Source organism: Paenibacillus sp. GCM10012306, from assembly GCF_042649265.1.
Lineage (GTDB): Bacteria > Bacillota > Bacilli > Paenibacillales > Paenibacillaceae > Paenibacillus_AQ.
Window position 1 is genome coordinate 171,632 of record NZ_JBHRYW010000001.1, and the last position, 22,236, is coordinate 193,867.

At 47.4% G+C, this 22,236-nt stretch carries 21 protein-coding genes; 17 read left to right on the forward strand and 4 right to left on the reverse strand.

The window, feature by feature from the left end; translation table 11 throughout:
- Positions 1-9: 9 nt before the first annotated feature.
- The 3 genes from ACFORK_RS00765 to ACFORK_RS00775 form a co-directional block, all read right to left on the reverse strand.
- Positions 10-729 (reverse strand): hypothetical protein, encoded by a 720-nt coding sequence (locus ACFORK_RS00765; RefSeq protein WP_379194616.1) that lies wholly within the window; start codon positions 727-729, stop codon positions 10-12.
- The gene (locus ACFORK_RS00770; protein ID WP_379194618.1) at positions 722-1,642 is read right to left on the reverse strand and encodes an ATP-binding cassette domain-containing protein; all 921 of its coding nucleotides are present in this window, start codon (positions 1,640-1,642) and stop codon (positions 722-724) included. The genes ACFORK_RS00765 and ACFORK_RS00770 overlap by 8 nt, the downstream gene beginning before the upstream one ends.
- Before the next feature lie 80 nt (positions 1,643-1,722).
- Entirely contained in the window at positions 1,723-2,415 is a 693-nt protein-coding gene (locus ACFORK_RS00775) for a response regulator transcription factor (RefSeq protein WP_379194620.1), read from the reverse strand.
- Positions 2,416-2,583: 168 nt separating this feature from the next.
- Between ACFORK_RS00775 and ACFORK_RS00780 the strand changes: the two genes are divergently transcribed.
- A complete protein-coding gene (locus tag ACFORK_RS00780; protein WP_379194622.1) occupies positions 2,584-3,207 on the forward strand; it encodes a TetR/AcrR family transcriptional regulator in 624 nt (207 codons plus the stop codon).
- A 68-nt stretch (positions 3,208-3,275) separates the two neighbouring features.
- On the opposite strand, the gene ACFORK_RS00785 is transcribed toward ACFORK_RS00780, so the two are convergent.
- Positions 3,276-4,610 carry an LLM class flavin-dependent oxidoreductase gene (locus tag ACFORK_RS00785; protein WP_379194624.1) on the reverse strand — a complete coding sequence of 445 codons (1,335 nt, stop codon included), beginning with the start codon at positions 4,608-4,610 and terminating at the stop codon, positions 3,276-3,278.
- A 268-nt stretch (positions 4,611-4,878) separates the two neighbouring features.
- On the opposite strand from ACFORK_RS00785, the gene ACFORK_RS00790 reads away from it, so the two are divergent.
- The 16 genes from ACFORK_RS00790 to ACFORK_RS00865 all read left to right on the forward strand — a co-directional run bounded on the left by ACFORK_RS00790 (position 4,879) and on the right by ACFORK_RS00865 (position 22,073).
- The gene (locus tag ACFORK_RS00790; protein WP_379194626.1) at positions 4,879-6,543 is read left to right on the forward strand and encodes an ABC transporter substrate-binding protein; all 1,665 of its coding nucleotides are present in this window, start codon (positions 4,879-4,881) and stop codon (positions 6,541-6,543) included.
- Positions 6,544-6,567: 24 nt separating this feature from the next.
- Positions 6,568-7,491 (forward strand): ABC transporter permease, encoded by a 924-nt coding sequence (locus ACFORK_RS00795; RefSeq protein ID WP_379194628.1) that lies wholly within the window; start codon positions 6,568-6,570, stop codon positions 7,489-7,491.
- A gap of 59 nt (positions 7,492-7,550) precedes the next feature.
- Complete coding sequence (locus ACFORK_RS00800) at positions 7,551-8,375, forward strand: ABC transporter permease (protein ID WP_379194630.1); 825 nt, start codon at positions 7,551-7,553, stop codon at positions 8,373-8,375.
- Positions 8,376-8,397: 22 nt separating this feature from the next.
- Positions 8,398-10,440, forward strand: a complete 2,043-nt coding sequence (locus tag ACFORK_RS00805) for an ABC transporter ATP-binding protein (RefSeq protein ID WP_379194632.1) — start codon at positions 8,398-8,400, stop codon at positions 10,438-10,440.
- Positions 10,437-10,976 (forward strand): GNAT family N-acetyltransferase, encoded by a 540-nt coding sequence (locus tag ACFORK_RS00810; RefSeq protein WP_379194634.1) that lies wholly within the window; start codon positions 10,437-10,439, stop codon positions 10,974-10,976. Before ACFORK_RS00805 ends, ACFORK_RS00810 begins: the two co-directional genes overlap by 4 nt.
- A gap of 11 nt (positions 10,977-10,987) precedes the next feature.
- Complete coding sequence (locus tag ACFORK_RS00815; RefSeq protein ID WP_379194636.1) at positions 10,988-12,295, forward strand: LLM class flavin-dependent oxidoreductase; 1,308 nt, start codon at positions 10,988-10,990, stop codon at positions 12,293-12,295.
- A 402-nt stretch (positions 12,296-12,697) separates the two neighbouring features.
- Positions 12,698-13,426, forward strand: a complete 729-nt coding sequence (locus ACFORK_RS00820; RefSeq protein ID WP_379194638.1) for an SDR family oxidoreductase — start codon at positions 12,698-12,700, stop codon at positions 13,424-13,426.
- Positions 13,427-14,276: 850 nt separating this feature from the next.
- Entirely contained in the window at positions 14,277-15,113 is an 837-nt protein-coding gene (locus ACFORK_RS00825; RefSeq protein ID WP_379194640.1) for an SDR family NAD(P)-dependent oxidoreductase, read from the forward strand.
- Positions 15,114-15,355: 242 nt separating this feature from the next.
- The gene (locus ACFORK_RS00830; protein ID WP_379195723.1) at positions 15,356-15,799 is read left to right on the forward strand and encodes an NUDIX hydrolase; all 444 of its coding nucleotides are present in this window, start codon (positions 15,356-15,358) and stop codon (positions 15,797-15,799) included.
- Positions 15,800-15,837: 38 nt separating this feature from the next.
- Positions 15,838-16,539, forward strand: a complete 702-nt coding sequence (locus ACFORK_RS00835; RefSeq protein ID WP_379194643.1) for a Crp/Fnr family transcriptional regulator — start codon at positions 15,838-15,840, stop codon at positions 16,537-16,539.
- A gap of 19 nt (positions 16,540-16,558) precedes the next feature.
- Positions 16,559-17,149 carry a hypothetical protein gene (locus tag ACFORK_RS00840; protein ID WP_379194645.1) on the forward strand — a complete coding sequence of 197 codons (591 nt, stop codon included), beginning with the start codon at positions 16,559-16,561 and terminating at the stop codon, positions 17,147-17,149.
- Between the two features lie 14 nt (positions 17,150-17,163).
- On the forward strand, positions 17,164-17,943 hold the full coding sequence (locus ACFORK_RS00845; RefSeq protein WP_379194647.1) for an energy-coupling factor transporter transmembrane component T family protein: 780 nt from the start codon (positions 17,164-17,166) through the stop codon (positions 17,941-17,943).
- 18 nt (positions 17,944-17,961) lie between these two features.
- Positions 17,962-19,716 (forward strand): ABC transporter ATP-binding protein, encoded by a 1,755-nt coding sequence (locus ACFORK_RS00850; RefSeq protein ID WP_379194649.1) that lies wholly within the window; start codon positions 17,962-17,964, stop codon positions 19,714-19,716.
- Positions 19,713-20,837: an MBL fold metallo-hydrolase gene (locus ACFORK_RS00855; protein WP_379194651.1), complete on the forward strand. Its 1,125-nt coding sequence runs from the start codon at positions 19,713-19,715 to the stop codon at positions 20,835-20,837. Before ACFORK_RS00850 ends, ACFORK_RS00855 begins: the two co-directional genes overlap by 4 nt.
- Before the next feature lie 30 nt (positions 20,838-20,867).
- The gene (locus ACFORK_RS00860) at positions 20,868-21,158 is read left to right on the forward strand and encodes a hypothetical protein (protein WP_379194653.1); all 291 of its coding nucleotides are present in this window, start codon (positions 20,868-20,870) and stop codon (positions 21,156-21,158) included.
- A gap of 219 nt (positions 21,159-21,377) precedes the next feature.
- A complete protein-coding gene (locus ACFORK_RS00865) occupies positions 21,378-22,073 on the forward strand; it encodes an HD domain-containing protein (RefSeq protein ID WP_379194655.1) in 696 nt (231 codons plus the stop codon).
- Positions 22,074-22,236: the final 163 nt, after the last annotated feature.

Sequence of the window (22,236 nt, forward strand, 5' to 3'; positions counted from 1 at the left end):
TCGGTCTCCTTAAAGTTCTTTTTTGCGGAATAAGAAACTACCAACACCTAGTAGCACGACAACACAGACCACTGGGATGATGAGCATTACAATCTGCAGCGTTACAGAGGGTGCGCTGTTCTCAGCCACCGGATTTAGGTAAGCCAACACTTTGCTAAGACCAGGGAAGGTTGAACTTAGCATGTTGCTTACATTAGAAAATATCGTGCTACACAGAATACACACCAGGATCAGGGAGGCTGTCTTTTGAATCAGCACACTAAGCATCTGGAACAAGGCGAGATAGGCAGCGATACTGAGAAAATTAGAAATCATCGTCGTAGAACCCATTTCTTGAAGCATAGTATTCCCATCTGCTGCACCGAAGCTATAAAAGACTGAAGCCAAGACGGAAGCAGAGCATAGTATCCACATGAGCAATAAGAGCAGGAGTCCGCTGAAATATTTGGAAATAAAGATCGTCATGCGTGTGATGCCGCTGGTTGTATCATTTTTATACAATCCCAGCTGCATATCTTCTCGGAATGTGTATTCTGTAATGATTAGCGTGATAAAGAAAAAGGCTGCATACATGAGGCTAGGAACAATGCGGACAACGATGGATGGAGCATAGTGGCTGCCTACGCCAATGATCAGCAGGGCCGGAACAGCGATCAAAACGAAGCACCATACCAAAAAAGAAAAGCGGGTACCAATACGATATAAATCAGCTTTACAATAATTAAGCATTTGATCTCTCTCCTAACAAGCTTATGAAGTAATCCTCGAGATCTTTTCTCTCTTCCGTTAATGAGAATACGTCTACGCCATTCTCGTTAAGCTCCCGATTGATCTGCTCCGGATGGTCCACTGGGTCGTAACAGCGAATAATATTCTCAGGAAAAACTTTATAATTCTTATAGCCGCAGATATCCAGCACCGTAGATGCTTTTGCTGTGTTACTGACTTTGATGACCAGTGCGCCTTTGGATTGTAACTCGAGTTCCTTGGCGCTAACCTGCTCAATCAGCATTCCGTTGTCAATGAACCCATAATGGGTGGCTATGGAGCTGAGCTCCTTCAAAATATGGCTGGAGATCAGAATGGTAACACCCTGTTCTTGATTAAGCTTCAGGATCAATTCCCGAATCTGTGAGATTCCCAAAGGATCAAGACCGTTCGTAGGCTCATCCAGCACCAGAAACTCCGGTTTACCAAGCAGTGCACGGGCAATGCCTAGCCGTTCTTTCATGCCTAAGGAAAACTGGGAGAATTTTTTACGGCCTACATCCCCCAGACCTACAAATTCCAGCAACTCGTCAAGCTCATTAGTAATCGGTATTCCTTTTTTCATGCAATAAATCTTCAAATTTTTCTTGGCTGAAAGGTTGGGATAAAATGTGGGGGACTCAATCACACAGCCAATGCGTGTGCGGCTCTCTTCGAGCTTTCGGGAATCACTATTTCCAAACAAAGTAAGTGATCCCGACGTCGGATAACTCTGACCACAGATGAGTCTCATCAATGTGGTTTTACCTGCACCGTTCTTTCCTACCAGGCCATAGATCTGACCTTTTTCTATGGTTAAGGAACAATCCATCAGTGCAAAGGAAGAGTTGTATTTTTTAGATAAACCATTCGTGGCGACGATGTTTTCGCTCATGACCATACCTCCTTCGATGTACTTATCTTAGCTAACGAAGAATACAAGAGCATGAAGGAATTCTGAAGACTTTCTGAAGTTCACGGATTCAAGCGATAACCTATGCCACGCACGGTCTTAATGTATTCCTCGCTGTCTACCTGCGCAATTTTACTCCGAATACGACTGATATGTACGTCTACTGTATTATCTTCACCCAGAAACTCTTGCTTCCAGCAAGAAGTGAAAATATTAGAACGGGTAAATACGCGATCCGGATGCTGCAAAAAGAGGGTGAGGATCTGATATTCTAGCGATGTGAGGTCGATGGGTGTTCCATTAATGCTAACCGTCATTGTTGCGGTATTACATTCACAATTTTTATGACGAAGCAATGTAGCGGATGAGGGGGTAGTGCTTTTAGAGAAGACTTGGCTTCTTCTGAGTTGTGCCTCTACACGAGCTAATACTTCTTCATTTTCAAAAGGCTTGGCGATGAAGTCATCCGCTCCCAGACGCAGCGTGGCTACGCGAGCATCCGTACCCAGCATGGCGGAGATGACGATGATGGGCATTGTATGCTTCTCCCGAATCGTTGCAATCAACGACTTCCCGTCCATTCCCGGCAGCATCAAATCCAGTAACAAGCAATCAAATGTCTCAAGTCTCATTAACAGGTGGCCTTCCGAACCTGAATAAGCGCTGGTCACCGTGTAGCCGTTATCGTTCAATATTCGTGCTAGCAGCTGATTAATATCCATATCATCCTCAACAATTAAAATGCGGTAGCTCATGATTTATTCCCCTTTGTCCGTTTCAAATGTGTATAAGTACGTTAAATTGTAGGAAATATACGATGAAATTGCAAAGGGCATCGAGAGCTTATTTACAACTGTTGCAAACACAACCCATTGGCTTATAATTGTTGGAAAGGATATTTCGATTAATTAGGAGATTATAGGATGCCCAGAAATCATGAAAAAGATATTCAACTCCGTGAAGAGCGGAAAAAACAAATTTTGAAATCGGCTCTCCCACTATTTGTAGAGAATGGGCTTCAGGCCACAACGATCAGTGAAATTGCTAAAGCTGCGGGCATGAGCAAAGGTCTGATCTATAACTATTTTGAATCCAAAGTTGAGTTGTATAGCATTTTGGCTGTTGATATCCTAGGTTTATCGGAGGAAGATGCGAATCATCTCCTGTATGTGATGGAAGGGACAGCCTGGGAAAGACTTTGTCAATTGGCTAAGGATGTAGTTATCTTGCAAAAGTCTAAGCTCGCTGGGGATGCCGTCGAAATGCGATTTAATCTGGCCTTTTCCATGCAATTTCTCAATTTTGAACATTTGCCTGAGCCTTATAAGAGTGACGTGGATAAAGCTTATACTTTTAATCGGCAAACCGTTGCCGAAATCATCAAGCAGGGGCAAAACGCTGGGCAGCTCATCGAAGGTGATCCTTACCAGCTGGCGATTCATTATTCCTCGATCGTGAATGGCATGTTTATGGAGAATACTAGGAATGAAGGACTGTTTGATAATAATAATGTTGAAAATGCGCTGAAGCTGTTTCTTCGTCAATAGCAGCTATAAATATAAAAAACCGTGAATCGCTTGATTTACCAAGAGCTTCACGGTTTTTTGACGTTTTATTAAAGGGATTCATTCGTTACATAACGGTTCTGCGGAATACGTAAATCCAAATTTCCTCTAAGCGTATCGCTGTCATACTCGGTTCGGAACAAACCGCGTTCTTGCAGAATTGGCACCACTTCACTTAAGAAGTCATCCATTCCGAAAGGACCGAACGGGACCAACATGAATCCGTCTACGGCGCCTGCTTCAAACCATTCCTGTAGTGTATCTGCGACTTGGGCCGGTGTGCCCATAAACGGACTGCGCGGAGTTGTAGCTTCTAAAGCCAGCTGGCGGAGCGTTTTTCCGCTTTTCAGAGCTTCGGTAAAGTTCTTCAGGGAACCTTGTTGAGTCGGGACAAGATCGAGCAAATGCAATGCTGGCTCATCCAGTGGATACTGCGTCAAATCATGGTGATTAAAAAAGCGGCTGGTGTATTTAAGGGCATCCGTGATCGTGACGAGGCTCGCCATTTCCTGATATTTCTGCTCTGCTTCCTCTGCGGTTCTACCCACAACTGGAGCGATGCTTGCGAAGACTAGAATATCGTCCCCTGATCTACCGAAGGTCTCCACTCTTCTTCTCATATCCTCTCTAAAAGCAATGGATTCTGCGATTGTCTCGGGGATGGAATAGATGGCATCCGCCTGCTCTGCTGCAAAATTGCGACCTACTTCTGATGTTCCTGCTTGGAAAATAACAGGCTGACCCTGCGGCGAACGTTCAATGCTCAGCGGTCCTTTGACAGAGAAAAACTCTCCCTTATGGTTCAGGGTATGCATTTTGGCAGGGTCAAAAAACACGCCGCTTTCCTTGTCGCGTACGAAGGCATCCTCTTCCCAGGATGACCACAATCCTTTTGTAACCTCCAGAAATTCGGTGGCCAATCTGTACTTCGCATCGTGCTCAATATGTTTTTCGTTATAATTATCCGCCGCCCCATCAAGCGTGCCAGAAGTCACAACATTCCAACCGGCTCTTCCCCCGCTAATTTTATCAAGCGTTCCAAACTGGCGTGCCAGTGTAAAAGGCTCACTGAAGGTGGAAGATACGGTTCCGACTAGACCAATGTTGGAAGTTACTGCCGCTAAGGCACTCAGCAGCGAGATGGGTTCAAAGCGATTTAAAAAATGGGGTAGTGACTGTTCTGTAATATACAAGCCGTCCGCAATAAAGATGGCATCTAAAAGGGCAGACTCGGCTTTTTGGGCCCACTGCTTATACAACTCAAAATTCACACTGGCGTCCGACTGAACATCAGGGTGTCTCCATTCAGAAATGCTGTCCCCAACGCCACGAAAGTTCACAGCCAATTTTATTTTTTTCAGACTCACAACGATTCCTCCCACCATTTGATCTACTAAGAGAATGAGTATACTCGGATTAAAGTGCAGATCGCCCAACAGATTGACCGTTCGTTTAATTTGTGAATCATTATAGCTTGCTTCCTACCTGGCTGTCAATTCGAATATATGTCATCAAAATAACTAATTTGAAATAAGAAAATTTAAAATTGACAGTGTCATAGGGAGTGAATATAATTGATCACAAGTTGAACGCGCGGTCAACTTGTGCTTTAATTCCATGTATTCCTATGCGAAAAAAACAAGGGGTGTAACCATGAATCTTTCTTTTCCAAAGTTTAAATGGGCCATTGTTATGGCTATTGGATTTTCATTAGTGGTCTCAGGATGCAGCAGTGGTGATAAGAATGCTCCTGCTAATACAGCATCATCAGATAAAGCTCCGGCATCTACTCCTGCTGCGGGCGGGGAGTTAACCTTCGCCCTTGCGGGATCTCCGAGCACGCTGGATGTAGGGGTCACCTCTTCTGATATTGACTTCCGGGTTGGCCGGAATATATTCGATAGTTTGGTGGGCGAGCTGCCAGATCATACGATCAATCCTTGGCTGGCAGAGTCCTGGGAAATTTCAGCAGATAAGAAGAGTTATACCTTCAAGCTGCGTACAGACGTTACTTTCCATGACGGTACGCCATTCAACGCAGAGGCAGTAAAAGTCAATTTTGACAGAAGTGCTGATCCTAACGGGAAGTCCGTTTATGCGAAACAATTGCTAGGACCGTACGAATCTTCCGAGGTCATCGACGAGTCCACGATAAAAGTGAATTTTAAAGAACCGTTTACGCCTTTCTTAAGCAATCTGGCTAAATCCACGCTGGGCATTCAATCTCCTGAATCCTTTAAGAAGTATGGTGAGGACGTTGGTCAGCATCCTGTAGGAACCGGTCCATTCAAGCTGGCCTCCTGGGTTGCCAATTCCGAGATCGTGCTGGAGAAAAACAGTGATTATAAATGGCCTTCGCCGGCTGCTGAACATAGTGGTCCAGCTTATTTGGATAAAATCGTATTGAAGCTTATTCCGGAAGAGGCCACTCGTGTCAGCAGCTTGCAAAGTGGTCAGGTGCTTGCCGCCGAATCTATTCCGGCACAAAATATTGTCGTATTGGAGAAAGACGCTAATTACCAGATTCAGAAGGCGCTACTCCCAGGTGCTACTTTCCAACTCACCTTTAATAATGAGAAAGCACCGTGGAATAATGTGAAGCTTCGCCAGGCGGTACAGTCCACTGTCGATATCGATGCGATTGTGAAATCTTTGTATCTTGGCACATTCCCGCGGTCATGGAGTCCATTGTCCTCCTCAACCTTAGGCTACGATTCTTCCCTGGAAGATTCATATAAGGTAGATATTCAGCATGCTAACCAATTGCTTGATGAAGAAGGCTGGAAGTTAGGTGCGGACGGTGTCCGCGAAAAAGACGGCAAGCCACTGGAGATCAATTATATTGATATCACCGGCAATAGAGAAAAACGCGGCGACATCATTAAAATGGTGCAGCAGCAGGTGAAGCAAATCGGCGTGAAAATGAATGTTTCGATTATGGCTGCTGGTCCTTATGTAGATGCACTGAAAGCTGCCAGCTATGATCTGGTGGGCCACAGCTTTGCTGGCGGAGATCCTGATATTTTAAGAACCATTTTCTCCAAAGCGAACTGGTCTACGAATGAATATGCGAACTCCAACTTTGCTCGTTTCTATGATCCGCAGATTGAGCAGCAGTTAACAGACGCTTACCAGGAAGCCGATCCGGAGAAGCGGGTTGCGGTGTATAAAGAACTGCAACAATACTTTGTGAAGAATGCCGTGTCTATTCCTGTATATGTGTTCCCATACACCATTGCTGCAAGTAAAAAAGTGAGCGGAATTACATTTGACTTCCCGGGGTATCCACAATTCTATGACGTTGCAGTCTCGAAATAGGCAGCAGGAGGGAGACGGGGGGAAATGCTTAGAACTATTCTTTACCGACTACTAGTCTCCATCGTGGTCTTGCTCTGCACCGTAACACTTGTGTTCTTTCTTCTGCACCTCCTGCCAGGAGATCCAATCAATATTAAAATCGCAGGAAATCCCGTATCCCCGGAGGTTGTGGCCAAACTGAAGCATGAATTCGGGTTGGACCAGCCGCTGTATAAGCAATACCTCCAGTATATGGGCAAGGTATTCCGAGGGGATTTTGGAAAGTCGCTCGTGGATAATGAATCCGTTATGACCAAGCTTATGGCGCAATTCCCTGCAACATTGTGGTTAACGCTTCTAAGTATGGCTATATCCATAGTGTTTGGTGTGCTGCTAGGCGTTGTGTCTGCTGTGTACCGGCATCGCAGTCTTGATCATCTCATTCGGCTGCTCAGTATTTTCGGCATTTCGATGCCGACGTTCTGGGTAGCTATTCTTCTTGTGCTCCTCTTTTCCGTTAACCTGCAATGGCTTCCGGCTTCAGGAGTGGGAGGGTTTCAGTATCTCATCCTCCCGGCAGCGACGATGGGCATTGTAGGCTCAGGGCTGATTGCTCGTATGGTGCGAGGCAGTATTCTGGAAGTAGTGCATGAACCCTTTGTAAGAACGCTGCGTGCGAAGGGGCTGCCGGAGAGAAGCGTGATGTATCAGCACGTCCTGCGTAATGCGCTCATTCCAGCGGTGACGATGATGGGGATGCTCCTCGGAGAACTGCTTGCGGGTGCGGTTGTTATTGAATCCGTGTTTGCAAGGCAAGGGGTAGGCAGAGTAATTCTCGATGCCATTTTGGCAAAAGATCTGCCTGTAGTCCAAGGGGCGATTCTACTCACGGCTTCAATCTATATTCTGGTCAATCTATTGGTTGACCTGTCGTATGCGATCATTGATCCAAGGATTCGCCAAGCCTAACTTGAAGGCATAAAGGCAAACCATGAGCCAATTGGCGAAGCAGAAAGGGAACGAATAAGGTGAACGCTAAACGAAGTCTTTTTTCAAGGGCAATGATAGCCGTCTCCATACTGATGATTGCTTGTCTGGTGCTGTTTGCGATTGTTCCTGGCTGGATTGCTCCTTATTCTCCTACCGAGATGAATGGGGCAGATATTTTGCAGGCACCTAACGGGACTCACTGGCTCGGAACGGATTATTTTGGACGAGATATATTAAGCCTGGTTATCTATGGCAGTAGGGACGCTTTGATCATCGGGATTTCTGCGGTGCTGCTCGGCGGAGGTATTGGGTCATTGATCGGTGCTATTGCCGGCTATGGCGGGGGGTTCATCGATGCTGTGCTGATGCGTCTTATTGATACGCTGATGACCATACCAGGAATTCTGTTGGCACTGACGGTTTCAGCGGTACTGGGGCCAAGTAAATTTAATCTAATTATCGCTGTAAGTATTTCGATCATTCCCAGCTTTGCTCGCGTGCTACGCGGACAGGTGCTAACGATAAAGAATCGCACATTCATCGAAGCGGCGAGAAGCAATGGTACCTCACATCTTAGAATTTTATTCTCGCATATCGCGCCACACGCCTTCTCCTCTTTGCTGGTAATGGGGACGATTGGCGTGGGCAGTGCGATCCTAATGGGCTCTGGACTCAGTTTTCTTGGACTCGGGAGTTCGGAAGAAATTCCGGATTGGGGGAGCTTGCTGTCAGAGGGACGGAGCTATATCTCAATGGCTTGGTGGATTGCGACGTTCCCTGGTCTTGCCATTACTTTGCTAGTGGTGTCGATTAACTTTCTAGGGGACGAGTTACAGTCTGCAATCGGCCCTCGAAAAGGTTAAAAGAAAGGAGGACGCATATCCCTTGAACAATGTACTCGATATTAAAGAGCTGTCCGTTGATTTTATGACACCGCAAGGACCTCGAAATATGGTGAACGATATCAATCTGACCATTGCTCCGGGAGAAACGCTAGTTTTGGTTGGAGAGTCGGGGAGCGGGAAAACGGTCACTTCCTTATCTGTTATGCGGCTCATTGATTATGACAATGGGCGTATCACGCAAGGCTCTATCCAATTGAATGGACTCAATCTGGCAGAGCTAAGCCCTCGTGAGCTGCGGGCACTTCGCGGCCGGAAGATCGCGATGATCTTTCAAGAGCCGATGACGGCGCTTGATCCTATCTTTACGATTGGTCAACAGATGATGGAAATCCTGATTCATCATGGGCTGGCCACGAAGGAGGAAGCACGAAATCGGGCAATTTCTTTGCTGGACCGTGTAGGTATTGTCGATCCGGAGCTCCGGATGAAGCAGTATCCGCATGAACTGTCGGGAGGCATGCGGCAGCGTGTCATGATTGCAATGGCTCTGACCTGCGGACCGGAGCTGCTTATTGCCGATGAACCGACGACAGCGCTGGATGTTACCATCCAAGCTCAGATCCTGCAGCTACTACAGGAATTGAAGGAAGAGTTCAACATGTCCATTCTGCTGATCACCCATGATCTGGGGATCGCTGCAGAGATGGCCGATCGGGTCGCAGTTATGTATGCAGGTAAAGTGGTAGAAGTCGCCGATGTTAATTCCCTCTATGCGAAGCCACAGCACCCGTACACACGTGGACTGCTGCAATCGGTTATGACGTTACAGAGTGATCGTACGAAGCCGCTCTATCATATTCCGGGTTCTATCCCAAGTCTGGCGGATTTGCCGCGAGGCTGTCGTTTTCATCCGCGCTGTGCAATTGCTACGGATCAGTGTCGTTCTGAGGAGCCGCCTGCCATTACGAACGGCACGAACATGGTTGCTTGCTGGCATGCCGATGACATATCAGCACTTCCACTGGGTGCGGAACAGCAGACTTATGAAGAGGATGCACAGGCCGCTGTCGTTGCGTCTCACACCAATATAGGCGATCCAGAAGTATTGATCGAAGCGTTGAAGGTATCTAAAAGATTCCATACCAGCAGGGGGGTTCTATCCCGGAAAAAGCAAGGTGTTCGTGCAGTGGATGAGGTCTCTTTACAGATTCTGAAAGGGGAGACGTTCGGCCTGGTAGGGGAGTCTGGAAGTGGGAAATCAACACTGGGGCGCATGATGCTTCAACTGGAGAAGGTGACTTCAGGCCAAATTCATTGGGAAGGACAAGACTTGGCTGAGACGAAAAGCAAGGATTTAAGAGGTTTGCGCCGTGAGATGCAGATGGTGTTCCAGGACCCGTATAGTTCTATCAACTCTCACTGGAAAGTGGCGGATATTATTGGTGAGCCACTAAAGGTCCATCTCTCGTTATCTTCTAAGGAAAGAAGAGTGAGAGTAGAAGAACTGATGGCTCTGGTTGGACTGGAGCCTGCATCTGCAGATCGTTATCCTCATGAATTCTCCGGCGGGCAGCGGCAACGTATTGCCATTGCCCGGGCGATTGCGTTAAACCCAAAATTCATCGTTCTCGATGAAGCGGTCTCTGCCCTGGATGTATCTGTACAGGCGCAAATTATTAATTTGCTGCAGGATCTGCAGCGCAGGCTCGGACTGACCTTTCTATTCATCGCCCATGATCTCCATGTCGTCCGGCATTTATCAGACCGTGTAGGGGTGATGTATCTGGGCCAGCTCGTGGAGCTTGCCCCTACAGAAGCGTTGTATGCCTCGCCAGCTCATCCGTATACCCATGCGTTATTATCAGCCATCCCAGCTTCGGACCCTTCCGGTAAAAAAGCACATGGGCTGTTAAAGGGGGAAGTTCCCTCGCAGACGTTCCAGACGACAGGCTGTAAGTTTCATCCAAGATGTCCTGCAGCCACTGACAAATGCAGAGTTGAAGACCCTGTATGGCAAAATGTCGGAGAGCAACATCACGTAGCTTGTCATCACCCTATCCTATTTGAAGGAGACTTATCATGAGCTTGTCCAATTCTTCGGAACAGAAGGTATTAATTACGATCCGCAGCGCAGTCCCTGCTGACTATGAATCAGTGGTTGAGGTACTGTCTCGGGCTTGGGAAAGCTACGCCGTGACCTACCCCGAAGTCAGAGAATCGCTGAAGGAGACACTGCGCAAGTATCTGGAGCCAGGTTCTCAGGAGCGCATTGTGGCTGAAGCGGAAGGTCTTATTGTTGGAACAGCAGAGCTATTCCATACGGCAGATGAAGCGTACGGTGACACCCTGCAGACAATTGCAACGCCAGTTTTGCGCAGATTAGCTGTCTTACCTGGATGGCAAGGGAAGGGAATTGCTACACGGCTTATTCAAGAGAGCGCGAAGCGAGCATGGAACGCTGGAGCCGGCTACCTATATCTGCATACGTCCTTGGAAACCAATGCATCGGCTGCGAGATTATATGAACATCTGGGGTTTGTCCGTTCAAGTGACCAGGATCTTCATCTGGGAGAAAATTTCATGGAAGGCTTTCGGCTTGACTTACCAGCTGAACTATAGGAGGAATTTCAATGAGCGATCGGAAAATTAAACTGGCAATCAACCTGCGTGGTGTCGGCGGAAGCATGTCTGAATGGCGACATCCCGATGCGAAAGCGGACGCAAGTATCGATTTTGAACTTTACAAGGAATGGGCACAAAAGGCCGAGGCTGCACTTTTCGATATTCTTTTTATTGCGGATGGTTTATATATTACGGAACAGTCGCTGCCTCATTTTCTAAATCGCTTTGAACCGATTACCTTGCTCAGCGCTCTGGCTACTGTAACGAAGAATATTGGCCTTGTGGGTACAGTATCTTCTACTTACAGTGATCCTTTTACCATCGCACGTCAATTTGCATCGCTGGATAAAATGAGTGGCGGACGGGCAGGCTGGAATGTAGTTACCTCAGGCTTACTGGATGGAGCGGCCAATAACTTTAATGGAAAGCAAGTCCATCATGACGAAAAATATGAATTGGCCACGGAATATCTGGAAATCACTAAAGGGTTATGGGATTCGTGGGAAGACGACGCCTTTGTACGCAACAAGGAGACAGGGGTATTCTTTGATCCCGCGAAGATGCACACCCTGAATCATGAAGGTAAATTCTTTTCTGTCAAAGGGCCGCTGAACATTGAGCGTTCTCCGCAAGGGCAGCCGGTTATTTTCCAAGCCGGTTTGTCAGAACCGGGCCGTAACTTTGCCGCCCAATATGCCAATGCGATCTACGCGATTCCACAGAGTATCGAAGAAGCGATTGCTTTTAGAGAAGATATGAAGCAAAGAGCGGTAAGCTTCGGACGATCGGCAGACGATATACTGGTGTTCCCTAATATCTCTCCTGTTGTGGGCGCGACCGCGGAGGAAGCTGAGCAAAAATATCAGGAGATTGCAGGCCTGGTCACTATCGAGCATGCGCTTAACTATACCAGCCGATTCTTTAACCATCTTGATCTCTCGCAGTATCCACTGGATGAACCGGCAATAAACCTGCTGGAGCTGATTCCGGGTCAGGAAGGAACCTATAAGTACTTTACAGAAGAACTGCAGAGCGGTAAAACGCTCAGACAGCTTGCTTTGGAGGCGACAACTCCGCGCAGTCCATTCATGGGCACAGCTGAACAAATCGCAGACAAATTGCAGGCGTGGTTTGAAGCAGGCGCTGCAGATGGCTTTATGTTCGTGCCTTTCGGCCCGTTTGGACTGGATGATTTCTTAAATGAAGTGGTACCGATTCTGCAAGAGCGTGGCTTATTCCGCACAGCTTACGAGAGTTCTACACTTAGAGAGAATCTGGGACTCAGCATACCGAAGAATCGTCACGCTCAATCTTAAAGGCTAGAGGTTTTCCCCGTAAATATGGACGGAATTTGAACGATGGACTGCCCAGTATGGCGGCGCTTGACTTGGAGTATACTCCAAGTTGTAGAGTGTGAGTGTCACTATATAAGATGAACAAATGAAAATAACGAAAAGCGAGAAGGAACGAAGGGGAAGGTTTGGAACTGTAGGAGCTCAAGCGTTCGCCTGAAAGCTTTCTGCAGGAAAGCTCACATCGGAAGCAAAAGCTGTCTCCGGATTTCAACCGCAAACAGCGGTCCAATAGAAAGAAATCTGGGGACAACAGCGACCGGAAGTCCAAACATTCACCGAAGTGACGACCGAGCCTTAAGTGATGATCATAAGTTCGACTTATATAGTATTCAACCAAATTCTATACAGAAACGGGGTAAAACCATGCCACATACAAAGACTGTTCTGATCACCGGAGCCAACAAGGGGATTGGGTACGCGGCAGCTAAACAATTGGGCGCTCTAGGATATACTATCCTGCTAGGAGCGCGTAGCGCGGAGAGAGGAAAAGAAGCAGCAGCACAGCTGGTAAGCGAAGGCTTCGATGCTCGTCACATTGTGCTCGACGTTACGGATCAGGGTACAATTGATGCTGCCTCCAAGCAAATTGCTGATGAATTTAGTTCCCTCGATGTATTGATTAATAATGCTGGAGCTTCTTTTGAAGCATTTGCTAAGCCAAGCCAACTGGAATTGTCTGATTTGAAGGCAACGTATGAGACGAACTTTTTCGGCGTATTTGCTGTCACGAAGGCGTTTCTTCCTTTGCTGACTAAGGCCCCGGCAGGTAGAATTGTTAATGTATCCAGTGGACTCGGTTCATTAGCCTTTATGAGCAATACGGCTGCCGAATATGCTAATTTTAACTTCCTTGCTTACCCAAGCTCCAAAACGGCTGTGAACGCATTGACGATCATGTTCGCCAAGGAATTTAGAAATACAGCATTGAAGATCAATGCGGCTGACCCGGGCTATACCTCTACAGACTTAACGGGTAACCAAGGCCATCGTTCAGCTGAGGTAGCAGCTAAAATTATTGTTACTCTCGCGACACTGCCAGAGGATGGACCTACAGGAAGCTTCTTTAACGAAGACGGCGTGGTTCCTTGGTAAGCTTACCTCTGAAACGTAGACGGTCATATGGAACGGGATGATTGACTTCATCACAGTGCTCTATATAAGCTGGACAAAATAAGCTGGACAAAATAAGCTGGACAAAAGAATTTAACAAAAAGCGAAGATGAGGGAACGGGGAAGTTTGGAACTGTAGGATTGAGCGAAAGCGACCGCCTGAAAACTTTCCATAGGAAAGCTAGCAGCGGAACACTGGAACACTGGAACATAGACTTTCGACAGCAAGACTATAATCCATGGCTGTTCAAATCCAGCGATGTCACTAGAAGCGGTATTTTCCCCTTCACCAGTCGTCTTAACAGTGATAAAGAGGGGGCACCACCCCAACTAACGGCATTTTTGCACCTTATTTTTCTTCAAAATAGGCAAATGAGGGAAATAAGGGCATTATTGCATCTTATTTTTCGAAAAAGCCCGCTGGATGGGGTATCCCGGAAGATTTAAGGTGCAATATTGCACTTAATTTCCATTAATCCTTGGCTGCAGAGGATTTAAGGTACGAAAAAGCCGTTAATTATACTTCTTATGTAAGCTCTCTTTTTTCTTGGCTATGTTTGTTTTTAAATGTTGTTCTATATAGCATCAGGTGGATTAAATAATATAAGGACCCGCGTCAGAGCTCATTTTAGAAGGCTATTTCGCGGGTTTTTGGCACTGAACTACATGATAAGTGATAAGTGATAAGTGATAAGTGATAAGTGATATATGGTAAGTTTTTGCACCAGATTGACTATAACTGAATGATCGTTTATTATACAGAAGTGAGATAAATAGATAATATCAAAGCAGAATGGAAGCCGCGATATTAAATAAAAGGAGAGAATATCAAATGTCTAAACCAAACGTATGGTTCATTACCGGCAGTTCTAGAGGTCTTGGTCGCAGTCTGACAGAAACCGTTCTGAAAAAAGGTGATTATGTCATTGCAACAGCCCGCAACCCGCAGTCGCTGAATGATTTGGTGGAGCAATACGGTGAGCAGATTCATCCGCTTGCGCTAGATGTCAGTGATGAGCAGGCTGTGTCTGCTGCGGTTGAACAAGCCGTTCAAGTGTTTGGCCGTTTGGATGTCGTGGTTAACAATGCTGGGTATGGCGATGTCGCATCGGTTGAAGATGTCACGTTGGATGATTTCCGGGCTCAGATCGATACGAACTTCTACGGTGTTGTCTATGTTTCCAAAGCTGTCGTTCCGATTTTGCGCAAACAGGGCAGCGGGCATATCATCCAGATTTCATCTGTAGGCGGCCGGATTGCTACTATGGGCTTAGCCGCATATCAAAGTGCAAAATGGGCAGTCGGCGGATTCTCCGAGGTGCTGGCTCAAGAGGTGGCTCCTTTTGGCATCAAAGTAACTGTCATTGAGCCAGGCGGCATGCGCACAGATTGGGCGGGTTCTTCGATGACTATTCCGCCAATCAGCCAGCCGTACGAAGAGACCATTGGAGCATTAGCTCGTATGCTGCAAGAGCATTCAGGTCAATTTGGCAGTGAACCGGAGAAGTTTGCTGAAGTTATTAGCGAGCTAGCCTTGCTGCCTGAGGCCCCTCTTCGTTTGCTGCTGGGCCAGGATGCGGTCGATAATGCAGATGCAGCGGAGAAGGCTCGTGCCGCAACTGATGCCAAGTGGCGCCAAGTGAGTGAAACGGTAGAATTCACTTCCTAAAATGAAGAGACCAGCTTTATGAATGGTGAATAATAGAAGATAAATAAATAGAGGACATCCTGATATTGGAGCTATATTCCAGTCGGGATGTCCTTTTTTTTATGTTTAATATTCATTTTACGAAAGAGGTCACCTTGTTTAACACTACTAGACAATTGTCCTTTTTTCGTATAAAAAAATCTCTAAAATAAGAATCAAATAAGGCAAGTGAGTGGAGGTGAGAAGAGATCGAGCAGAAACGAATTCGAGAATTTACCGCTACGGTCTATGTCCTGAATGAAGAACGTGATGCGCTTTTGTTCATGCGGAGGAGAAAACCGCCGTTTGTGGGGTGCTTTTTTCCGCCAGGAGGACACCTGGAGCCGAACGAGACACCGGATGAAGCTGCGATTCGAGAGGTGCAAGAAGAGACAGGTTATCTGATCCGATTATTGTCCGCACAAGAAGGCAGTTATATAGAGCCTGGTGTAGTTCCTTTGACTTTTCCAATTAGAATTCAGCTTGAACACATTGATGACCAGCATGATCATATCGATTACATCTATGTCGGAGAAGTCATTCGTAAAGAGGGAACGGAGTCCGAAGAAGAGTGGATTTGGCTTGACGCTGCTAAGTTAGATCAAGAGTCGATGCCAGAAGCGATTCGGAAAATCGCCAAGCAAATCTTGCAAGATCGGAAGTACTAGGGGAATACTAGTTGTAAAAAGGTTAATGGAGGCTGCAAATGGACAAGTCCGTCCTGCTCAACTTGATGAACACCCACAGATGGCTGCATGACATGCTGGAACACATGCCGCCGGACTTGCTTGTCCATTGGGAGCTATGGCGCTATTATCCGGAAGAACTGGTATGTGAGCAAGGCGACCATCCAGATGTCTTTTATATCGTTATCGAAGGGCGCTTGAAGGTAGAGTACATTCTGGAAGATGGTACCATTCTCATTATCGCCTATCTTGATCCCGGTCAAATGATCAGTGATATCGAGATTGCCTTAATGACGCCGTACGTCTGCCGGATTACCGCGGAGTCCCAGTCTTCTACGCTTGTACTGAGAAAGGATATTTATCTTAAATGGTTGCTGGCCGATAACCACTTCTTAATGTACTTAACGAAGCAATTGGCCGGGAAGCTGCAGGAGACGGTACGCAAATCGATTGACAGCGTGTCTATGTCCCTCAGGCACAAGCTGCTCCGCTATTTGTACGGTCAGGTAGAGCATATCAATTTTAACCGGCAAACTTCGTTTATCATTCCCATCTCACGTGAAGATATAGCTTCCCAGTGGGGCGTGACGCTGCGCAGTGTGAACCGGGTGCTGAAGGAACTGAAGGACCGGGAGATTATTTACGTAGATAAGAACCGGATTATCTGCAATGAATGGAGCCGCTTTTTATTAAAGAAAGAATTAACGGACATGGAAAAATAACATCCAAGGAGTGTTTATTGTGAGCCAAATGACTTCCATGCAATCAGGATTACCTAACAGAGGGGTGACCGCCCGTCATATCGTGGCTATGGTCATCAGTGCGCTGATTTTTGGAGCGACGATCTATATTTCCCGGTTTGTCCCGATCAAGCTGGGTACGGTTCAAGTGTTGTATCCTGCTGCGATCTTTGCTCCGCTGTTCGGCGTCTGGTTTGGCGTTTGGGGTTCGGCGGGGCTTGTAATTGGTAATATTTTATCGATGGTCGTTGTTGGCATGAATCCGGCGATTTATCCGTTAGCCTTGCTCGCACAATTCGTGATGGGGTTCGTTCCGGGAATCGCGTTCCGTAAAGTCCGGTTTGAAGGTGCCAAGGATCGTATTGTTTTCATCGTTACGGTTGTGCTCGGCATGGTTCTGTCCTCGGTCCTGGTGTCACTGAATCTCGTCCTTATTCAAAAAATTCCCGGCAACGTCGTCTGGGGCACCATTTGGCCTTGGATGCAGGTCAGCAATACGCTTGCTGCGGCTATCTTCAGCCCGCTTCTGTTCGCTTGGATGTCCGACTATATGAATAAATCCGGCTTATTTTTCAAAAGGTTTCTAGGCTGACGGGGGTTACGTTTATGCAATTGTATTATCCATCTAATTCACTTTTGCACTACTTGCATGGTTTTACGAAAATACTGGTCTTCGGTTTACTCTTTACCTTTATCCCTTTGTTTATGGATCGGCTCGCAAGTCTTCTAGGTCTGCTTGTTATTTGCCTGGCATTATTCATCTATATTCGCCCAACGCGTTGGCATTGGCTACTGCTAATCCCCGTGCTGATCCTGGCGTTCACCATGAGCTTGTCCTATTTTCTGTCCGACGGAGGCGGTACAACATACTTTCAGGCGGATTTGGGGTATTGGCAAGTCATCATTTCTTCGGGTAACATCGGACTTTCGCTAAAATTTATCTGCCGTACGCTGATCTGGTGTCTGCTCTTCTTCCTGATACTGTTCACAACTTCCAATGAGGACATTGTAATGGGTCTGAAAAAGTTTGGGCTGCCTGAATTCGTGACACTATCTGTGTCGCTTGCGCTGCGGTATTGGAGTTTGATGATCTTCGATGTCAAAACAGTCATGGACGCGCAATACGTGCGGGGCGTCGATTTTCGCTCGGGTAACCTGTATGCCCGCTCCGTCCGGTTCGCAAGTACGCTCGTTCCCGTCTTATTCGTCTTCTTGAAGCGGTTCCGTACGACCAGTTTCGCTCTGACACTCAAAGGTGCAGGGCGAAAAAACAAGCGAACTTATTATTACAATCCCAGAATTACCGGACTCGATAAGCGGGTCATTCTGGCCGGAGTAGTATTGTTTGTGGCCTTCCTGGCACTAAAATGCTTTATTACTTTATAACCACGGAGGAGGGTCAAGATGATCACTTTCGATAACTATAGCTGCACCTATTCATCAGGGAAGCCGATGCTGCATCAATTGAATTTGAACATTACACCTGGCGAATTTGTGTTTGTCACAGGGCCGAGCGGCGGCGGGAAGTCGACGCTTTGCTTCTCGATTAACGGATTGATTCCGCATGAGACAGAAGGCTCTACGTATCAGGGCAGTGTGACGGTGGACGGAAACAAGGTACAGGATGTATATCCTAACGATCTCGTCTCGGTCGTCGGAACGGTGCTGCAGGACCCGGAATGGCAGCTTGTCAGAGGAACAGTGAAGGAAGAACTAACCTTTGCTCTTGAAAATATGGGGTTCTCCGCTGACGAAATTGACCGGCGACTGGAAGAAGTTGTAGAGAGAGTAGAGATTCAATCGCTGCTGCTTCGCTCCACACTGGATCTGTCCGGTGGGCAGAAGCAGCGGGTGGCGATCGCTGCCTGTTTGATGATGAAGCCGAAGGTCATTGTGCTGGACGAGCCAACTGCGGAGCTAGATCCACTTGGCAAAGAAATGGTACTGGATACGATCCGTGAGCTGCATCAAGAATGGGGATATACAATCGTCTTCGTCGATCATAATCTTGATGTCTCTATGCCCTATGTCGACCGGGTGATCGTTGTTGCTGAAGGGAAGATCGTAGCAGATGCGCCGCCAAGCCGTCTGTATGATGAACCGCTTGTTCGTGAATGGCTGCCGTTGCCACAGGTGATTGAACTGGCCCGCAAGTTGGGTGTAAAGATAGAAGACGAACAGCACGGCGAATGCGATCCGCTGACCGTGGAGGAGCTGCGGGAGGCATTGCACAACAGAGGTATTGTTCGCCCTGAGCCTCCAAAGCTGGGGAGTGGTCATACGCTTGAAGGCGGGGTAGCAGCCGCTGGTGAAACGCTGCTGGAGCTGAAGAATATTACGTTCCGCTACCGTAAGCAGGAAGACGAGATGACGATCAAGCCGCTGAATCTCCGGATCGGCAGAGGCGAATTTGCAGCGGTTATCGGCCGCAACGGGGCGGGCAAGTCCACCCTCTGCAAGCTGATTACCGGTCTATTAAAACCGTATGGCGGGGAGCTGCTTATTCACGGCAGACCTTCAAGTGAATACCGGGCTGACCAGCGTGTGCGTCATATCGGCTTTGTTTTTCAAAATCCAGATTATCAGTTTGTTCGCCGTACCGTGTATGACGAAGTCGCTTATGGCTTAAGTGTTCAGAAGCTGCCGGCCGACGAGATTGAGGCACGTGTCAAGAAAGTCACTAAACTGCTGCAAATTGATAAATATCTGCAGGAGCATCCCCATTTCTTAAGCCGGGGCGAACGGCGTAGAGTGGCGATCGCCTCCATTCTGGTGATGCAGCCGGAAGTGATTATTCTGGACGAGCCAACGACCGGGCTGGATTCCGTACGCTGCCGGGAAATGATGGATTATATTACCGAGCTGTGGCGCCAAGGCCACACGATCATTATGCTTACACATGACATGCGGGTTGTAGCAGACTATATTCCGCGCACCATTGTGCTATCCCAGGGACAGATTGTGTGGGACGCGCCTACCCGTGAGGTATTTTCGAAGGGAAAAGAACTGGAGCGGTACCATATTACACTTCCGCCAGTGGTTGAACTGTCGCACATCTGGGGATGGACACCGGCAGCCCTGACTTCCGATGAATTGGTAGAGGCTTTATCCGCTGCGGCTCTGCAAGAGCCGGCCCTTGGCGGTGGAGTGATCATATGAACCAGGAATTCCGCATCATGATGCTCGGTGTCGGCAACGGATTTGTAAAATCGACTTATCATAACAATGCACTGGTGGAAGTAAGTGGCCGCCGCTTTCTGATCGATTGCGGTGCACTGGCTTGGCACAGCCTGTATGAACTCGGCTTCGGATTTGAGGATATTGATGGCATCTTTATTACACATCTGCATTATGACCATTGCGGAGGGCTGGATGAAGCCGCTTTGTATGGAGCCTATGCTGCCGGGCGTAAGATGCAGCTCTGGCTTCCGGCTCCGCTGCAGAGTGTGTTATGGGAGCAGCATTTACGCGGAACCTTGGAGAATGCTGCTGAAGGAAAAACATCATTAGCGGACTACTTTGATATACAGACCGTCGAAGAGGGAGAACTTTTTTGGCTAACGGCCAGTAGCGATGCTGGTGATGTTGGTGGTGCTGGTGGTACTAGTGTTGCTGGCGGTGCTAGTGGTGCTAGTGGTGTTGGTGATGCTGGTGATGCTAGTGGTGCTAGTGGTGCTAGTGGTGCTAGTGGTGCTAGTGGTGCTAGTGGTGCTAGTGATGCTAGTGGTGTTAGTGAAGCTGGTGGTGCTAGTGGTGCTGGTGGTACTGGTGCTACTGGTGGTATTGATGGAGTTGGTGGTGCTAGTGAAGCTGGTGGTGCTAGTGGTGTTGGTGGCGCTAGTGAGGCTGGTGATGCTGGTGATGCCGGTGAAGCTAGTGAAGCTGGTAGTGCTACTAAGGCTATTAATGCTGGTAGCGGCTTTGGCGCTGAAGCAGACCAACAGCTACTGTCCATGCGCTGGCTCTCTTCACATCACGTGCCATCCAAGTTCAGCTGTTCGCTCGTGATCGATAGTCGCTTCTTTTATAGTGCGGATATGGTGGCTGACGCAGAACTGGTGTCCAAGCTTCACCAAGAAGGAATTACGGATTTTTACCACGATTGCAGCTTTGATTCCAGCCCCGTCCATGCCAGCTTTGAAGCATTATGCCAATACCCTGAGGCCATTCGCCAATATACCTATTTGATGCATTACGGGGAAGCCCCGAGGGGGCTTGAGGAGAAAGCGCTGTGCGGAATGAGGCTGCTTAGGCAGCATGAATGGCACATATGGTCGTAGGGGAAACGAGTTAGAAGAGATGACCAGAGAATGAAACAAGAGAAACAAGAGAAACAAGAGAAACAAGAGAAACAAGAGAAACAAGAAAAACAAGAAAAACAAGAAAAACAAGAAAAACAAGAGAAAGAAGAGAAACGAGAGATCGAAACAAAAAGTCGAGGAGACATGCAGGGGAAGGGTGGCTCAAGGCTCCCCATGGTGTCAATAAGTGCATTTTTGTACCTTAAATCGGATGCAGCAGGTGTTTTGCATAAGATAAGGGCATTTTTGTACGTTAAATTTTCCAAATGTCCCCCTTCAGGGCTCTTTTCCAAAAATTAAGCTACAAAAATGCTCTTATTTCCTTAAATAACCTAAATACAAGAAAAATAAGGTACAAAAATGCTCTTAATTGGGAATCAGTGAGCTATGCCAATTCGGGAATGCAGTGGGCTACGCCAAGTTGAGAGTGTAGAATCTGTGCTAATTAGTAAAAGCACTATTGCCCTGACTCGCAAGCGTTCGCCTGAAAGAATATAGATAGCATTAGGAGGAATAGGTGTGAGAAAGCTGGATTTTCCATACATTACAATGCCTTTGCCGGAATGGATCGGACCTGTCGTGGCCAAGGTATTTGCCAAGATGTGCGATGATACGACTGGTCATGATTTTTTGCATGCGGTACGAGTGATGGAGCTGGCGACGAGCATCGCGGATGAACTCCATGCCGATGTAGATATCGCTGCAGCAGCCGGGCTGATGCATGATTATTATCGCAAAGAAGAGAAGGAAACCGGCCAGCTGCATTTTAGCCCAGAGGCGATAGCCGATCTGCGCAGGGAGTTCGAGCCACTGTTTGTTCCTGAGATCGGAGAGCAGGCCTTCGCTAGAATATTGGATGCCATTGCGCTTCACGAAAGCTATAGCGCTAACGCCATCCTTTCGCTAGATGCGCAGATTTTGCAGGATGCGGACCGGCTGGAAGCCTTGGGTGCGGTTGGAATCGCCCGTACTTTTATGTTCGGAGGCGCACATGGACTGCCGATGATTGAGGAGGAGCAGAAGTCAGTGGTGGCTGAATTCGACCCTAACGTTCGTCCCTATGGTTCGGTACACATGCATTTCTATGAAAAGCTCTTAAAGCTTGCAGACGGTATGCATACGGTGCCCGGGAGGCGAATGGCTGCTCAGCGACATCAGGTGATGATCACTTTTTTAGAGCAATTCGAGAACGAACTGAGGCTAACCTTCCGTTGAAGTAACCATATCGAGATAAGGCGGCAAAAGTTTTGAAAAAGCATCTTATCCACGAAACTTATGCTTTTCCGCTAATAGTATTCATCCAGCTAATTATGGATATAGCTTCACCAAAAAACCGCGAGCACCCTTGATCTTCCAAGGCGCTTCGCGGTTTTTTCAG

What these genes read in the sequence shown, in the direction of transcription:
- ACFORK_RS00765 (WP_379194616.1), bottom strand. Translation starts at nt 729, where the DNA reads ATGCTTAATTATTGTAAAGCTGATTTATATCGTATTGGTACCCGCTTT.
- ACFORK_RS00770 (WP_379194618.1), bottom strand. Translation starts at nt 1,642, where the DNA reads ATGAGCGAAAACATCGTCGCCACGAATGGTTTATCTAAAAAATACAAC.
- ACFORK_RS00775 (WP_379194620.1), bottom strand. Translation starts at nt 2,415, where the DNA reads ATGAGCTACCGCATTTTAATTGTTGAGGATGATATGGATATTAATCAG.
- ACFORK_RS00780 (WP_379194622.1), top strand. Translation starts at nt 2,584, where the DNA reads ATGCCCAGAAATCATGAAAAAGATATTCAACTCCGTGAAGAGCGGAAA.
- ACFORK_RS00785 (WP_379194624.1), bottom strand. Translation starts at nt 4,610, where the DNA reads ATGGTGGGAGGAATCGTTGTGAGTCTGAAAAAAATAAAATTGGCTGTG.
- ACFORK_RS00790 (WP_379194626.1), top strand. Translation starts at nt 4,879, where the DNA reads ATGAATCTTTCTTTTCCAAAGTTTAAATGGGCCATTGTTATGGCTATT.
- ACFORK_RS00795 (WP_379194628.1), top strand. Translation starts at nt 6,568, where the DNA reads ATGCTTAGAACTATTCTTTACCGACTACTAGTCTCCATCGTGGTCTTG.
- ACFORK_RS00810 (WP_379194634.1), top strand. Translation starts at nt 10,437, where the DNA reads ATGAGCTTGTCCAATTCTTCGGAACAGAAGGTATTAATTACGATCCGC.
- ACFORK_RS00815 (WP_379194636.1), top strand. Translation starts at nt 10,988, where the DNA reads ATGAGCGATCGGAAAATTAAACTGGCAATCAACCTGCGTGGTGTCGGC.
- ACFORK_RS00820 (WP_379194638.1), top strand. Translation starts at nt 12,698, where the DNA reads ATGCCACATACAAAGACTGTTCTGATCACCGGAGCCAACAAGGGGATT.
- ACFORK_RS00825 (WP_379194640.1), top strand. Translation starts at nt 14,277, where the DNA reads ATGTCTAAACCAAACGTATGGTTCATTACCGGCAGTTCTAGAGGTCTT.
- ACFORK_RS00835 (WP_379194643.1), top strand. Translation starts at nt 15,838, where the DNA reads ATGGACAAGTCCGTCCTGCTCAACTTGATGAACACCCACAGATGGCTG.
- ACFORK_RS00845 (WP_379194647.1), top strand. Translation starts at nt 17,164, where the DNA reads ATGCAATTGTATTATCCATCTAATTCACTTTTGCACTACTTGCATGGT.
- ACFORK_RS00850 (WP_379194649.1), top strand. Translation starts at nt 17,962, where the DNA reads ATGATCACTTTCGATAACTATAGCTGCACCTATTCATCAGGGAAGCCG.
- ACFORK_RS00855 (WP_379194651.1), top strand. Translation starts at nt 19,713, where the DNA reads ATGAACCAGGAATTCCGCATCATGATGCTCGGTGTCGGCAACGGATTT.
- ACFORK_RS00860 (WP_379194653.1), top strand. Translation starts at nt 20,868, where the DNA reads ATGAAACAAGAGAAACAAGAGAAACAAGAGAAACAAGAGAAACAAGAG.